At 34.8% G+C, this 16435-nt stretch carries 15 protein-coding genes; 7 read left to right on the forward strand and 8 right to left on the reverse strand.

Annotated features, from left to right (window positions below; genetic code table 11):
- Nucleotides 1-10 precede the first annotated feature (10 nt).
- The 6 genes from EYD45_RS02860 to EYD45_RS02885 all read left to right on the forward strand — a co-directional run bounded on the left by EYD45_RS02860 (nt 11) and on the right by EYD45_RS02885 (nt 5267).
- The gene (locus EYD45_RS02860) at nt 11-649 is read left to right on the forward strand and encodes a peptidylprolyl isomerase (protein ID WP_130962827.1); all 639 of its coding nucleotides are present in this window, start codon (nt 11-13) and stop codon (nt 647-649) included.
- The gene (locus tag EYD45_RS02865) at nt 650-1354 is read left to right on the forward strand and encodes a 16S rRNA (uracil(1498)-N(3))-methyltransferase (protein ID WP_130962828.1); all 705 of its coding nucleotides are present in this window, start codon (nt 650-652) and stop codon (nt 1352-1354) included. It begins immediately after the preceding gene.
- 4 nt (nt 1355-1358) lie between these two features.
- Nucleotides 1359-2000 (forward strand): DUF4159 domain-containing protein, encoded by a 642-nt coding sequence (locus tag EYD45_RS02870; protein ID WP_130962829.1) that lies wholly within the window; start codon nt 1359-1361, stop codon nt 1998-2000.
- A gap of 433 nt (nt 2001-2433) precedes the next feature.
- Nucleotides 2434-2934, forward strand: coding sequence for a TrmH family RNA methyltransferase (locus tag EYD45_RS02875; protein WP_130962830.1), 501 nt, complete (start codon nt 2434-2436; stop codon nt 2932-2934).
- 52 nt (nt 2935-2986) lie between these two features.
- Entirely contained in the window at nt 2987-4075 is a 1089-nt protein-coding gene (locus EYD45_RS02880) for an AI-2E family transporter (RefSeq protein WP_130962831.1), read from the forward strand.
- Nucleotides 4076-4082: 7 nt separating this feature from the next.
- Nucleotides 4083-5267: a class I SAM-dependent methyltransferase gene (locus EYD45_RS02885; protein ID WP_130962832.1), complete on the forward strand. Its 1185-nt coding sequence runs from the start codon at nt 4083-4085 to the stop codon at nt 5265-5267.
- Here the strand turns inward: EYD45_RS02885 and EYD45_RS02890 are convergent.
- On the reverse strand, nt 5257-5715 hold the full coding sequence (locus tag EYD45_RS02890; RefSeq protein WP_130962833.1) for an RNA methyltransferase: 459 nt from the start codon (nt 5713-5715) through the stop codon (nt 5257-5259). The two genes, EYD45_RS02885 and EYD45_RS02890, sit on opposite strands and share 11 nt — an antisense overlap.
- A gap of 171 nt (nt 5716-5886) precedes the next feature.
- Here EYD45_RS02890 and EYD45_RS02895 point away from each other — a divergent pair, with 171 nt between their 5' ends.
- Nucleotides 5887-6333: a universal stress protein gene (locus EYD45_RS02895; protein WP_130962834.1), complete on the forward strand. Its 447-nt coding sequence runs from the start codon at nt 5887-5889 to the stop codon at nt 6331-6333.
- Between the two features lie 84 nt (nt 6334-6417).
- Here EYD45_RS02895 and EYD45_RS02900 read toward each other — a convergent pair whose 3' ends face one another.
- The 7 genes from EYD45_RS02900 to EYD45_RS02930 form a co-directional block, all read right to left on the reverse strand.
- Nucleotides 6418-7263: a T9SS type A sorting domain-containing protein gene (locus EYD45_RS02900; protein ID WP_130962835.1), complete on the reverse strand. Its 846-nt coding sequence runs from the start codon at nt 7261-7263 to the stop codon at nt 6418-6420.
- 264 nt (nt 7264-7527) lie between these two features.
- Nucleotides 7528-8403, reverse strand: a complete 876-nt coding sequence (locus EYD45_RS02905) for a glycoside hydrolase family 16 protein (protein WP_165453875.1) — start codon at nt 8401-8403, stop codon at nt 7528-7530.
- A gap of 37 nt (nt 8404-8440) precedes the next feature.
- Nucleotides 8441-9145: a fibronectin type III domain-containing protein gene (locus EYD45_RS02910; protein WP_130962837.1), complete on the reverse strand. Its 705-nt coding sequence runs from the start codon at nt 9143-9145 to the stop codon at nt 8441-8443.
- 11 nt (nt 9146-9156) lie between these two features.
- Nucleotides 9157-12249, reverse strand: coding sequence for a T9SS type A sorting domain-containing protein (locus EYD45_RS02915; protein ID WP_130962838.1), 3093 nt, complete (start codon nt 12247-12249; stop codon nt 9157-9159).
- Between the two features lie 338 nt (nt 12250-12587).
- Nucleotides 12588-13835: an NAD(P)/FAD-dependent oxidoreductase gene (locus tag EYD45_RS02920; protein ID WP_130962839.1), complete on the reverse strand. Its 1248-nt coding sequence runs from the start codon at nt 13833-13835 to the stop codon at nt 12588-12590.
- 7 nt (nt 13836-13842) lie between these two features.
- Nucleotides 13843-14853, reverse strand: coding sequence for a 4-hydroxyproline epimerase (locus tag EYD45_RS02925; protein WP_130962840.1), 1011 nt, complete (start codon nt 14851-14853; stop codon nt 13843-13845).
- A gap of 20 nt (nt 14854-14873) precedes the next feature.
- Entirely contained in the window at nt 14874-16397 is a 1524-nt protein-coding gene (locus tag EYD45_RS02930) for an aldehyde dehydrogenase (NADP(+)) (protein ID WP_130962841.1), read from the reverse strand.
- Between the last annotated feature and the right edge of the window lie 38 nt (nt 16398-16435).

Consider the following 16435-nt stretch of genomic DNA (forward strand, 5'->3'; position numbering starts at 1 on the left):
TAAACTAAACATGAAACAACACCTACTTACATTCGTTTTTTTATCCGTTTTTTTCCAAATATCCGCTCAAGATGAAACAGAAGCAGCACTTGCCGATATTGAAACTCAAGAACAAGCCAAACAATTCATAAAAGATAAATATGCCTTCAACAGTAAAATTTTTACTTTTAATGAAGAAAAACACAAGTCCCAACTAGCAAAAGCATTATTTCAACTGGAAAAGGGCAACGTAAAAACAGAAAAAGCAGCAAACGAAAAAACCATTTACAAAATATTAGAAAAGACCACAAACACCTATTATCGCGTGAACTATATCTTTTTAGATGGAAACACCTACAATCTGGAAAGTATCGATAAACTGAGAGAAAATCTAATAGAAAAGCATAAAAACGGTATTCCATTTAGCACACTAGCTAATCAATATTCCATGGATGAGAATGGCAAAAAGGGAGGAGATACGGGATGGTTTACCTTAGGAAGTATGCCTACTGAATTAGAGAATGCCATAATTTTAGACAATCATGGTCTTGAAGATATTTACTCTGTTGATATTCCTTCAAAACAGTGGTATTATTTGGTATTACAATCTCATGAACCAAAAGAAATTTCAGAAATAAAAGTTTTAAAAATTGTAGAACCTTTAGATTAGATGCAACTTTTCTACAGCCCAGACATCAACGAAAATTCAAAAGATTTTTCCTTTCCTAGGGATGAAAGCAAGCATATTGCCAAAGTGTTGCGCAAATCAGTTGGTGATGTACTTAAAATCACTAATGGGAAAGGTTGGTTATTTACTGGAGAAATCACTTTAGCCACCCAAAACAAATGTTTGGTTTCTATAATTTCAAAAACATTTCAAAAACAAAAAGATTACACATTACATTTAGCTGTTGCTCCAACCAAAATGAACGACCGCTATGAATGGTTTTTAGAAAAAGCTACTGAAATAGGTATCGATACCGTAACACCTATCATCTGCGACCATAGCGAACGTAAAATGATTAAACCTGAACGTTTTAAGCGTATTTTACAATCTGCCATGAAGCAATCTTTAAGTTGTTATATGCCAAAATTAAATAATGCCATTACGTTTAAATCATTTATGGAAAACGAATTTAAAGGCGATTTGTTTATTGCGCATTGCGAGGAGACTGACAGGAAATCGTTAAAAAAACAACTAAACCCAAAAACCGATGTTACCATTTTAATTGGACCCGAAGGCGACTTTAGCACAAAAGAAATAGAATTGGCTTTAAATCATAATTTTATTCCAGTAACTTTGGGCGGAACAAGATTACGCACAGAAACCGCAGCTATTGTAGCGTGCCATTCTGTTGCTTTTGTTAATGAGTAATATTATGAAACTAATTTTTTCTTTCATCTTTTACCTGTTGTGCCTTGCGTCGTTTTCCCAAGAACTGGCCGTTTTAAAGTACAAAGGTGGAGGCGATTGGTATAGTAATCCAACAGCGTTGCCAAACTTGATAAAATTCTGTAATGAAAACATCAAAACGAAAATTACAGAACAACCGGAAACTGTTGAAACAGGAAGTACAGATATTTTTCAATATCCTTTTTTACATATGACTGGTCACGGTAATGTGTTTTTTACTGAAGATGATGCTGAAAATCTACGTAATTATTTGATTTCTGGTGGTTTTCTGCATATTGATGACAACTATGGCATGGAACCATTTTTAAAAAAAGAGCTTAAAAAAGTATTTCCTAATAAAGATTTAGTTGAAGTACCTTCTAGCCACCCAATTTTTAATAGTGCTTATAAATTTCCAAACGGTTTGCCAAAAATTCATGAGCATGATGGCAAGCGTCCACAAGCTTTCGGTATTTTTCATGAAGATAGATTGATACTGCTTTTCACCTTTGAAAGCGATTTAGGCGATGGTTGGGAAGATCCCGAAGTGCATAATGACCCTGAAGATGTAAGACAAAAAGCATTAAGAATGGGTGCTAATATCGTGAAGTATGCTTTTGAGAATTAAATAGTACTTTTGAATATGAGGCAATTCAAATTACGTTATAAGCTTTTTGCAATATTAATTGCATCAATTTTTATTTTTAATTCTTTAGTACAAATAAATAGCCATACATATTCAACGGGCTTCTCTAATATCCATATACACTACCCAAAAGGGGTTACTTGCTGTTTTGGAATTCCTTCTCACATGAGTTATGAATGCGGAAAACCCTTTCATTTAGAATAGTCATTTACTTATAATGAAAGAACTTTTAATCATGTTTGTCGAACTATTTTTTGAAATTGATTCAAATAACGATTTATCACCTAGAAAATTATGTAAAGTAGTTTTAAAAGTCTTGCTCTTTATTATTTTTTTAATGTTCTGTTTATATTTACTTCTAGGACATAATAAATCCATTACCATTTCGCGCTAAAAACAAAGCGTTCTTTTTATAATGCAACTCACCCACTACAATACAAATTTCCAAAAGAGAATATTTCCCATTACGTTGATTTGCGACAATGTTACAAACGCACCAAACATTGGTAGTTTATTTAGAATTTCAGATGCTTTTGGTATTGAAAAGCTTGTACTCTGTGGAAAACACATTCCGTTAGGAAGGAAGATGACTAAGACTTCCAGAGCTACTGAAAAGGTAGTAGATTTTCAAATTGAAAACTCAGCTTTAGAAATTGTTAAGCAACACAAAAAATTAGGTTGTGAAGTGATTTCCTTGGAAATTACAGGTTCTAGTGAACCTCTTCATCAAATTTCATTCTCTATTGAAAAACCTATTGTTCTAGTGGTTGGAGATGAGAATTTCGGGGTTTCAGAAGACATCTTGAAATTATCGGACAAGATAGTTCACATTGACATGTTTGGTCAAAACAGTAGTATGAACGTTGTACAGGCCACCAATATCGCTCTTTATGAGATCACAAAGCAGTTAAGGTAAAATCTCTTTACTTCCCTTTCATGCTTACAACTTCATTGTTTATATTTACTTCATGAATTCAAACACCATCGCCAACGGTATTTTAAGAGCCATTGCCATTATTTGCGGTATCGCACTTCTACTTTATTTCCTTTACCAAATACAATCGGTTATAGGTTATATTGCCATTGCAGCGGTTATTTCTCTTATTGGCAGGCCTATCGTCCTGTTTCTAGAGCGTAAATTGAAATTTAAAAATACTATTGCAGTCGTGGTAACCATGACACTTTTATTAGGAATTTTTATTGGGCTAGTAAGTTTGTTTATTCCGCTAATCATAAAACAGGGGCAAAATTTATCACTTTTAAATATTGAAGAGCTTCAAGGTAATATCGAAAATCTATACACCGAAATTGTTACCTATTTCGATTTACATCAAATTGACGTGGAACAATCACTGAAAGAGTCAAATTTATTATCAAAAATAGATTTTTCACTGATTCCAAATTTCTTGAATTCAGTAATAGGTGGTTTAGGGAGTTTCAGTATTGGCCTGTTTTCAGTACTTTTTATCTCTTTTTTCTTTTTAAAAGACAGCAGGCTGTTTGAAAACAGCATTTTAACGTTAATTCCTGACAACAAGGAAAGTCGTTGGAAAACATCATCTACAAAAATTAAAGATTTACTATCTCGTTACTTTGTGGGCTTAATTTTTCAAATATTAATCCTCTTTATTATTTACATGATTGGGTTGTTGATTATTGGCGTCGAAAACGCCGTGGTAATTGCTTTCCTTTGCGCACTTCTAAATTTAATACCCTATGTTGGTCCAGTTATTGGGGCTGTACTAATGATTACACTAACAATGACCAGTAATTTAGGTGAAAGCTTTAGCGACATCATTTTACCCAAAACCTTTTGGGTGCTTCTTGTTTTTGCTATCGGTCAACTGGTTGATAATTTTGGAAGTCAGCCCATCATTTTCTCAAAAAGTGTAAAATCACATCCGCTGGAAATCTTCTTGGTCATTCTTATTACTGGAATTTTATTTGGTGTTATTGGTTTAATAATTGCCGTACCCGCTTATACTGCCATTAAAGTCATTCTAAAAGCGTTTTTATCAGAAAATAAAATCGTTAAAAAACTAACTAAAAACTTATAGTTTTAGTTTGAATAAGTTAATTTTAAATACTGAAATTCAGGAATTTATAAAATCAAATATTGAATCAGACTTAAATTCAATACTTTTAAAAGGCACACATTTTGAAGGCATAGAAACTTCTGAAATTGTTAATCAAATTGAAGCTAAAAAACGATGTAAAAAGAAGCTTCCATCTTGGTTTCAAAAAGAGTGTATTTACTATCCGAATAAGCTTCATATAGAACAAACATCTTCCGAAGTCACTGCAAAATACAAATCAGAATTACTCCAAGGAGAAACTATAATCGATTTAACAGGAGGTTTTGGTGTTGACTGTTATTACTTTGCAAAACGCTTTAAAAATGTCATGCATTGTGAAATAAATAGTGAATTATCATCCATTGCAAGACATAACTATTCTCAACTCAATGTCAAGAATGTTCAGGTTAAAAATACGGATGGTATTGCGTTTCTTTCCGAAATAAAATCCCAATTCGATTGGATTTATTGCGACCCATCAAGACGGCATGGTACAAAAGGAAAGGTATTCTTCCTAAAAGATTGCTTGCCTGATATTCCAAAACATTTAGACTTACTATTTCAACATTCAAACCACATCTTAATTAAAACCTCTCCGCTACTGGATATTTCTTCAGGCATAAATGAACTAAAATACGTGAAGTCCATTCATATTGTAGCTGTTAGCAATGAGGTAAAGGAATTGCTATGGATTTTAGAAAAGGAGTTTAAAGGTTCCATTTCAATAAATACTGTCGATATTAAAAGTGATGCCGTTGACAGATTCAATTTTAAATTTGAAGACGAAAAATCAACTGAACCCAAGCTTAGTATGCCTCTAAGCTATTTATATGAGCCAAATGCTGCCATTTTAAAGTCTGGTGCATTTCATCAAGTTTCACACCAATTAGATGTATATAAATTACATCCGCATTCTCACTTATATACTAGTGAAACCTTAGTGGATTTCCCTGGAAGAATTTTTAAAATTGAAACTGTAATTCCTTATAATAAAAAAGCCTTCAAAACTTTAAATATCGATAAAGCCAATGTAACTACAAGAAACTTCCCAGACAGGGTTGAAAACATTCGGAAAAAATTGAAAATTAAGGACGGTGGTGATACTTATCTCTTTTTCACAACCAATATCGAAGGCAATAAAATAATCATTGCTTGTAAAAAAGTTAAGATCTAGGCTTATCGATACCTCTATCATACATTACAATACTTCCAGCTACGGAAACATTTAAGCTCAATTGAGATTTAAACTTTACCAAAAAATGCGATTTTTCGACAGCTTCTTTTGACAATCCGTGATCTTCTGCACCTAACAAATATACACAGCGCCTTGGATGATGAAATGTTTCTAAAGGTTCGGCTTTGTCAGTAAGCTCTACTCCTACTAACCTCGCACCTTTGGGCAAATTATTGTAAAACTCCTTAAACGTATCATAATGGAAATACGGTATAGCCTTAACGGCATTGTGGGTATCGCAAGCCTGTTTTGCATATCTATTCCCAATGGTGAAAATAAAACTAGCACCCAAATTCTGAGCTGAACGCCATAGCACACCTAAATTTTCTGGTGTCTTTCCATTTTGGATTCCGATACCAAAAAACTCATTTACAAAATTATCATTCATGAGGTTAAAAATAAAAAAGATACAATTGTATCAAGCAATGTTATCTAAAATCAGCTCGCAACAAAATTACTACTGCAACCTAAAAAATCTTAAAATATTGAAATACTGACTATTATCATCTAATTTTTTCATAAATTTTCTTAAATTTTATTCAATCCAAAATATATAATTATGAAAAATATATTAATACCCATAGAATTCGACGAGATGGCTCAGAAATTAATAGATATGGGCACTACTTTGGCTGAAAAATTCCATTCAAAAATTTGGCTGATTCATATTGCAGCACCAGAGCCTGATTTTGTACAATACACTAGTGGTACCAGGCCGAATGATGAAAGAGAGGCCAGAGCTGAAGTATTAAAAAGAGAACGAAGGTTAATCCAGAAATATTCTGACGCGCTTAATGAAAAAGGCATATCATCTGCAGCTTTAATGGTGCAAGGGCAAACCATTGAAACCATCATGGAAAAAGTTGAATCGTTAAATATCGATTTGATCATAACTGGAAACAATAAACATGGTTTTATTTTCAAGTTTTTTTTAGAAAGTGTTTCTGATAGTATTGTTAAAAAATCAGATATTCCAGTTTTACTGGTTCCTGTAGAAGAAAAATGACAGGTAAAGCAAAATCCCCACCAAGGTTGGTGAGGATTCGTTTAACCTCTACAGGATTCAAACTTAAGCTTGAATCTCTGCGATTTATTGCTTTAATAATTTTTTACTTACCGATAGACCTCTTTCGTCAATAATTTTAACAATATACAAGCCTGAAGATAAATCACTCATGTCGTATGCGTTAGTGTCTACTTTAGAGATATTTTTTACTTTACTTCCTAACATATCATAAAGCGATACATCAGAAATCTTAATATTGTTTCTCGTTTCTACTCTAAAACTAGATAATGAAGGGTTTTGATATATTGAAATGTCATTTTCTAGTTTAAATTCATCATTACTTAAAGGATTTGAATCTAAAATTTGAATCTGATCTATGTATCCTGCTATTGTACCTCCAGTATCAAGCACCTGACCTGCTGGGACATTTTCGAACCCCATATCTGGATGAATTGATAGTCTAAATAATGTACCGTGTGTAAACGATGTTGATCCTGTATCATTGTCTTTTATTTCAAAAACAATTTCTTGCCACTGATTGGGAGTGGTATAGGCGTTTAAAGCTCTAACAGTACCTGTTCCATTTGAGTTATCATCAGGTGCATCAAAACGAATTGCTAAATCTGGTTGTGCAGGATAATATACCATCATACTTACATATTTGGTTTCGGTATCAGAGATAGCTAAATCTGGAGTAACATTAACTCCACCAATAATCCACCATTGCGCCCCCGTTCTTTTAACCTCCATACAATTAGCAGTAGTATTGATACCTGAAGGGTCTGGATTGGCAACGACAGCGGTAGTTATTCCTCCGGCATTTGAAACTAATCCACCAGCTCCAGATTCAAAATCATCCACCATGGTTTGTGCAAAACCATAAAAGGCGCAAAAACAAAAGAATAAATTAAATAATGTAGTTTTTTTCATAATATCTATATTTTAGTTTGTTAATTATCCCTTAAATTTAGAAAAACCCTATTGGGTTTTAATGGATAATAATTATCAAAACATAAACGATATTACTCTTTTTGATGAGATTAATGATTCTCAACATAAATTATAACCTTCTCCTAAACAGCAATATATGAAGTACTACATTAAATCAATAATCCTAAACATGTAAAAAGCTATCTAAATATTCAGATAGTTCTTTTTATTAATATGATGCGATTTTTTATTTAGTATAAAGAATTAATCCATGCGCCAAACCCTAATGTAGTCAACTTTGGCTTCAGTATAATCACCTATACTTCTAGATGAAAAATTAGAATTTGCAGCACCACCAAAACTTGCTCCTGTTGATATCCACAAAAACTCCTCTACATGAGGTACCCAAATACCTTGATATCTTGTTTTGAATTTACCATCATAATATACCTCTAGCATATCTTCATTCCACAACAATCCATAAATATGATATCCAGAATGTATTCCTGGAGTATCATATTGCCTAGTGTTTGCCTTATGTGAAGCACCGTAACCATCAATATGCACTACGCTTTTAGTAAAATCACCAATCCAAGCAGATTCAAACACATCAATTTCCGCACCGTCATTTCCCGTGCCATCAATATTCCCCATGTTATCTCCCTGCAGCCACAGTGCGGTATGTGTACCGAAAAGTGTTTCTGCAATATCTATCTTAGCTTCGATGTATCCATATTTGAATTCAAACAAGTTATTGGTAAAAACACCACCGCAATGCAACACATCATTAGCTACTTTTTTACTCTTAAGTATCAAATTTCCATCCCTATAACTTACATTTTCAGGCTTCCAAAACCACTGGTTAATGCCTATGCCAGGTCTAGCTGCCCTACTTCTAGCAGAATTATTCTTTGTCCATTTTGTGGGTTCAAACTTATCAAAGTTATCTTCGAACATTAGTATCCAATTACTTGTATTTACAGAATTCAATAAAGGTTTAGAAACAGTATTAGTTCCATCATCGCCGTCATCAAATTGTTCGTCATTTGGGTCTGTTTTTTCATCGGAAGAACAAGACGTGCTTATAAAAATCGCAAAGCATAAAAATCCAAAATATAATACTCTAGTGATTTTTTTCATTTTTATAGTTATTATTTTTAAGTAGGAATTATACATATTAAAGCTTAAAATGCCATATAGGTCCAGTAACAGTGCCTCCTTTATCATCTTTTACTACCACCTTCCAATAGTAAGTAGTATCTGCTGTATCCAAGTTTGCTCCAAAAGTGGTTTCAGTAGTATTTTCAGCCACTAAACTAAGTGCATCCTTATCCTTTCCAAAATATATATCAAAAGTAATAGGATCATTATCCACATCAGAAGCAGACCATTCTAAATTAATTGTAGCGGTTCCGCCATCTAAAATCTGACCTAAAAAAGGTGCAATTAAATCTGGAGCGAAAGGTAGGTGATTGCTACCCGGAACCTCTTCAGTGTAAAACTGTGCTGTCGGGGAATAGTCGCTTTCAACATTTTTTGTACTTCTGGCCTTAACCCTCCAGTAATACGCAAACCCCTTTTCTAGGGTGATAATTTTTGATAACGATGTTAGCACTTCGTCAACAACTTTATTAGTAAACTGATTATCCTTTGCTATTTCTAAAATATAGATGACTGAGCTACCGTCTTCGTTTGACGATGCCTGCCATTCAAAATTTAAAACATTTGTGGTGCATAATTGGTTTTGAGATGGGAAAACCAAAACTGGTGACGTCGGTTTACTATCCGAAACTTCTCCACCACCTGGATCATCGCCACCACCAGATGAACAAGATGTACTAATATAGGCAACCAGAGCTAATATATATAAGACTTTTTTCATGACTTTTTCTTTTATTGCTTCACAATTTTTAGAGTTTTCGGGGTTTTAGAATCTGATACTCGTATAAAGTAAATACCCGATGGATATGCCTCCATCTCCACATTTACCTTACCTCCTACAACAGGATATTGCTTTTTGGCCACCAGACCTGAAGATATGGAGTAAAGTTCTAAATTTACATTGGTTTTTGTGGTTTCAGGGATATGCAATTCAAACCGATCTACGACAGGATTTGGAAACGCTTTTAAACTTCCTGATGCATCCAAAACCTTAGTTAATTTTCCTTCGCAAGTTGCTTTAGATTCAATATTAATTACATCACCATCATTTGCAACAATGTTAAACGATGTATCATAAGTTTCTAGAACTTGTTTATTGTTTACAAACACTTTATAAGGTGCAGTACCTGTTTCGATTTCAACGGCCACAGCACCTTGTTTTCCAGAAACAAATTTTCCAGTCAACAGGTCTGAAGCTTCAATTTTAAGACTAACACAGTATTGATATGTTGTATTTGTAATTCCTATACATACATCATAAGTACCTGGATCTAAATTTGGAAGATTTAAAAGCTCGTTAAACGTATATTCAGTGCCTCCAATAGTTACATTATAATTATGCCTGAATTTTGTATCAATCTTTATTTGTCCGTTCTTACCTTGACAAGTTTCATCAATGGTTTCAATGGTAAAATTATCGGGAGCCACATAAATCTCAGAAAAATCCTGATCTAAAACAAAATCTAAAACCCCACTACCATAAGTGGCAAATCTTACTGCATTTTCAGATTCAATAAATTGTACATCTGTATAACCTACTGCGTCTGGAACATCTAATCCTTCCATTTTAAACCATTGGTCTTGCTGTACTGAATACACCCAAGCACCATCGAATTCGCAAGAAGCAAAAACATATTGTCCATTTGGGGAGGCGTCTAGCTCCGTAATGCGTTCCACAGTCAATCCACTGTTATGACTTGTAAATGTTTGCCCGCCATCTACGGATATTAAAAAGTTATTTCCTTTCCCAGCATAGTACACCGTGGCTTCATCTATTGGGCTGGTAGCTATAACCTGTCTTCGTTTTCTATGTGAATCATCTTGTTGAGGCCAAGATCCACCTGAAACACTTGAAGCAGTAAATGAGCTACCTCCATCTGTTGAATACATCAATTGACCAGACTTTAACCCAACATACCATCTATTTGTGTTTAATTTTGAATAGCCAAAACTAGAAATAGGTCCACTAAACTGAAATGGGTGAATTTCTCTAACCACATCACTTCCATTGTAAATAATTTTTTGCAATGCATTTCCCCATGGGATATAAACGGCATCTTCACTATCAATGGGAGATGGAACTAAACTAGTAGCTGCCCAATTCCCATAAAAATCTGTTCGGGTTACTGTGCTAAAATTACCTCCATCGGTAACATCACTTCTACCTATAGTGCCGAAATAATACCAATACCAAGCAGATTCACCCCCATTGGCTATCGTTACTCTCAAAACATCCGTATTTGCCTCTCTCGCTGCGGGTATAGGTATGGTTTTATCATAGTCATTATCACCTGAAAAGCTTTGGGAGCCTCTGTCCTGATTTCCTGTATAAACAATATTGTATTTCTCACTTGTTTCAGCATCATAACACATTGTTGTCGGGTTACCTCTACTCACACTTACCCAAGAATTCCAATCTTCTGGCGATGTAGAATAATAAGTTCCAAAATCGTATCCCGATATGGTGAAAAATGTACCATCTTCTTTGTCATAGGTTTTGAAATGTTGTAAATCCCAAACATAGATATCATTATTGCTCAAAACGTGCTGATTTCTTGTCCAAGTAACTCCATAGTCTGTTGAAATCCATAATTCAACAAACCCCTTAAAGACAATATTAGGTTGTGTTGGATGCACTTCTGCAATATTTCTTCCTGTGTCACTTGAAGTAACACTCTGTGTCCAAGTAGCACCTTCATCACCTGAATAAAAGATTGTAGTATTACCGTAACTGATATAAAAATGCGTAGTTCCAGATACCGTAGTCCCTAGAACAGAATCAAGCGCTCCAACAGTAGTCGTAGGCTCATGAATTAAAGAGAAATCAGTATCGTTTTCTCCCATTCTATATACATATAGTTTAGAATCACTCGCACGCCTTGCAAAGAGATATACATCTCTGCTGCCGTGAGGTTTTAGTATTTCAACATCAAAAGTGTTGCTTTTAAAACTAAGTGCAGAAGTAGTATAATTTAATCCATAATCTGTGGAAATATAAACATAGTCGTACCAGGCGTTACCATCAGCCGTATTTCGTCTAGCACCATGTGCTACTATGCGTTTTGATGTATTTTGCTTCGTTACTACCGTGGTGTAATTTGCACTACCTTCAAAAAAAGCGCCATTGGCATCGATCCATGTTCTGCCTTCATCATCCGAAAACTCCATACTGCCATTGCTTTTTTGATTAAGCAATCTAAAAGACCCGTCGGGCAGATTTACGCCATTAAATTTATCACCTTCAAAACTTTTGGTATGGTTTCTAAGTGACCATTTTACAGATGCACTTTCATCAATTTTGTAGATATGCCCAGCGAAAGATACAATGTACATTTCCTCATTAACAGGATCGTATAAAGAACCATCGGTCCTAAAACCACCTTCACTATATCCTGGGGCAGTTGTAGATGACATATTAAGATACTTCTGATCCCATGTTCCTGAAAGGGTACTATTTGCATAGAAGTACTTTTCTGGAGGCGGCATGGTCATATTTTGTTTAGCCGTTTTAAAATAAGTTTCTAATTCCTCTGTAGTACTAAATTGAAAACCTGCTTTTTCTGCATTTATAAACCAAGTGTTGTATGCTTCTAAAGCATCACCCTTTAAATTCTGAAAATTAAACGACTTTGGTAAAGCTAGTGCATCCATAGCCATTTCATAAGCTATTTCTTCTGGAGTTTCTTCTTCATAATGCTCATGGTCTGCACCATAATCATATTCTAAAACTTCCGAATTTTGCTTAAAATTAACTTTGAGTATATATAAAGATACCACAAGAAATAGACCGAAGAACAACAGCCTTTGGGTAGTTTTCTTTTTCATAATGTCTTAAGTTTAATTTGGAATATAAAACTAAACTATAAACACCTTAAAAACATAAAAGATACTGCCCTAAACATAGACAAAACTACTTTATTAAAGCAAAACCTGTCTTAGGCTATACAGTTTGAAACCACTAGTGCTTTTGTTTGAATAATCAATGATAACAGTCTGAATTTTAGTTTTACATCTTCTTGAAGGTGTTTACCAGCGATTAATTACATTTTAAATAAAAAAAATAAATTAAGAGCCACACATAACATATACAAAATCACTCAATTTTATGTATGTCTGATTTACCTAGAATATATTAATGAAACAGAAATATGACTTTTTCGAAGTTAATACTCTCTATCGGGATGAAAAGCAGTAACATCGAGCGTTGTTTTCTTTTCTGAGATAAAGTCTGAAACCAGTTTCCCAGTCGCTGGCCCTAAACTCCATCCCATCATAGCATGACCTGTTGCGATAGTAAGGTTTTTACATTTTGAAGATCTTCCAATATAGGGCAATCCGTCAGGGCTACATGGACGCAAACCACATTTAGCTTCTAATTTTTCTTTGGAAGTGATATTGATATTATTATAATACGAGGTGCTCGCATCTGCTATAGCATTTACACGTACAGGATTTATTTTATGATTTACGCCTGCTAATTCCATAGTCCCTGCAAAACGTGTAAACCCATCCATTGGTGTAACTGCAACTTTTGCTTCACATAAAATTGAAGGGATAGTAATTTTAGTATTACTTTTTACGTTAATACTATACCCTTTTCCCGCTTGGAGCAATAGCTTTAAACCCAATTTATTATTAAGTTGTGGACTCCAACTGCCTGCTGCTAAAACGACTTCATCACACTCTAATTGTTGTTTGTCTGTTATAACTTTTGAAATGGTTTGACTAGTCATCGTAACATCAACAACAGTTTCGTTTTTTAAAATTGATACGCCATTTTTTTTTAAAAACAATAGCATATCTTGCATGAAATTATTTGGTGTCATATGTGCATCAGAATGATAGTAAACAGCGCCTCTAATATTTAAGTCTACATCAGGTTCTAATTTTGAAACTGCTTCGGCTGATAAATGCTCAACCTTCAATCCCTCTTCTATACCACGTTTACCAACTTCCCACTCTTCTTCGCCTACCTTATCGGTTTTGTAGCACATTAAAAGTCCTTTTTTTTCATAATGAAAGTTGAAGTCTTTGGACTTTTTTAAATCCTCATATAAATCTCTACTTAACAAATTAATATCTAGTAAAGGTTTAATTGATTGTTCTACTTTTGAAGCTATAGCCGATTTTTTAAAAGCCCAAGCCCATTTCATAAAATCCACATCGAATCTTGGTTTTATGTAAAGTGGACTCTTAGGATTGAACATCCATTTAACACCTTTTGATAACATTCCCGGAGCAGCTAAAGCAATGAAATGACTAGGCGTGATGTAACCTGCATTTACATAAGATGCTCCTGAATCCATATTGGATTTATCAACAACAGTAACCTGATGACCTTCTTTTTGAAGATAATAAGCGGAACACAACCCAATAATTCCACCACCAATAATGATTACATGCTTACTCATACCAAAATTAAATTACTTGAAAACCATGTGCATAGGGATCGTCTTCATCATCAATAATTATGGTGTTATACCCATAAATTTTTGCCCAACCTTGAATACTTGGAATAATCGCTGGTTTACCCGAGATAGAAGTTTCTGCAGTTACACGCCCAATAAATTTACTTCCTATAAAACTCTCATGAATAAATTTTTCTCCAATCTTTAATTTTCCTTTGGCATAAAGTTGTGCCATTCTTGCAGATGTTCCTGTACCACAAGGACTTCTATCAATAGCTTTATCGCCATAGAATACAGCGTTTCGGCCAGAGGATTTTGGATCCAATGGTGTGCCTGTCCATAATAAATGAGACACATTTCGAATCGTATCATCTTCTGGATGAATAAATCGATCAGGATATTTTTGATTAATAGCTTGCCTTAATACTTGTGAATATTGAATCAGTTTACTTGCTGAGAAATCCTGAACACCTGAGAAGTTTTTTTGCGGGTCGATAATAGCATAAAAATTACCACCGTAGGCCACATCAAATATTAACTCACCTAGCTCTGGACATTCTATGGTTAAACCTGCGCCTGCTAAATAGCTTTTTACATTGGTCAGTCGTACCCAATCTACTTTATCACCAGTTTTTTGATATTCAATTTCCACTAAACCTGCTGGTGCTTCCATTCTAATTTTCCCAGGTGTTTTGGGCTGTATCAAGCCTTCTTCAATAGCAATAGTTATAGTACCAATAGTGCCATGGCCACACATGGGTAAACATCCAGAAGTTTCAATAAATAAAATTGCAAAATCGTTTTCGGGGTTATGCGGTGGGTATAAAATACTGCCACTCATCATATCATGCCCACGAGGTTCAAACATTAAGCCTTTACGAATCCAATCGAATTCCTTCAAAAAATGCTGGCGTTTTTCACTCATGTTGGCACCTATCAATTCAGGTCCGCCGTGTTTTATAACACGAACTGGATTTCCGCAGGTATGCCCATCTATACAAACAAAAGTGTTTCTTGCCATTTTTATTAAAATTTAGCGCATCATTTTATAGCTTTTGGCAATAATTCCTTTGGAAAAGACTGGTAACTTACTGGACGCACCCAACGTTTAATAGAGTTTGTTCCAACAGCTGTAAACCTAGAATCTGTTGATGCGGGATATGGTCCACCATGTTGCATGGATGGACATACTTCAACACCTGTTGGCACACCGTTAAAAATTAGGCGCCCTACTCTATCCTCAAGTGCATCTACAATGTCATGAAGTTGCGCATATTCATTTTCTTCTGCAATAATGGTTCCTGTTAGCTGACCTTCCAAACCGTTGATGATATCGATTAATTCTGATTCATCTTTTGCTTTTACTACCAATGAAAATGGTCCAAATACTTCTTGTTGCATTTTTGGATTTTCTAAAAAGTCTTTTCCTGAAACACTTACAATTTGAGATGGTGCGTAATTTGGTGCAACTTCATCTTCAATTTTAGCAACAGTCTCTGCGCCACTTTGAGAAGACACCGTTTCTCCATGAGATACATAACCTGCTTTAATTTTTGGATGCAACATGCATTGCGCTTCAATAGCTACAGTTTTATCCGCTAAATCATTTATAAAATCTTGTGTTTTATCACCATCAATCGTTAAAAGTAATCCAGGATTTGTACAAAACTGACCTGTACCTAAAGTAATCGAACCCGCATACTGTGATGCTAAAGCTTCGGATCTATTTTCAATAGCCTTAGGTGTAATAATTACAGGGTTTATACTTCCCATTTCGGCGAAAACTGGAATGGGTTCATCGCGTTGTGCCGCCAGATTGAATAAAGCCCTACCACCTCCAACACTTCCCGTAAAGCCAACTGCTTTAACTTTTGGATGTTTTACTAAAGCTGTTCCAACGTCAACACCATTACCATTTAAATTTGAAAATACACCGTTTGGCATACCAGTATCTTTTGCTGCTTTAATAACTGCGCTCGCTACCAACTCACCTGTACCCGAATGCATAGGATGCGACTTGACTATTACAGGACAACCTGCTGCTAAAGCACTTGCCGTATCACCTCCAGCTGTTGAGAATGCCAAAGGAAAATTACTAGCTCCTAACACCACTACAGGCCCTAAGGGAATAGATGTTTTTCTTAAATCTGCTTTGGGTAAGGGTTCTCTGTCTGGTTGCGCTGCATCAAAAACATTATCGCGCCAATCTTCGTTCTGAATTAACTCTGCAAAAGAACGCAACTGAAAAATGGTTCTACCACGCTCTCCATTAGCTCTTCCTTCAGGTAAGCCAGATTCCATCGTATACATATCAATCAATTCTTGATCTAATGCTAAAATTTCATCGGCTATAGCGTTTAAAAAAGCAGCACGTTTTTCTCCTGATACTTTTCTGTATACTTTAAAAGCATCCCAAGCTAAGTTTACAGCCTCATTTACTTCAGCTTCCGTAGCATCAAAAAACGATGTTGGATTCTCAATATTTAGTTTAGGGTTTACAGTTTTATAAGTACTATTTCCTGCGGCTTTAAGCGTTTGCCCGATATAGTTTTTTCCAGTTGTCATCGTTACTTATTTTTTAATGTTTTTTTTAATTTACTCGT

Origin of the sequence: Hyunsoonleella flava (assembly GCF_004310325.1) — a bacterium.
Taxonomy (GTDB): Bacteria; Bacteroidota; Bacteroidia; order Flavobacteriales; family Flavobacteriaceae; genus Jejuia; species Jejuia flava.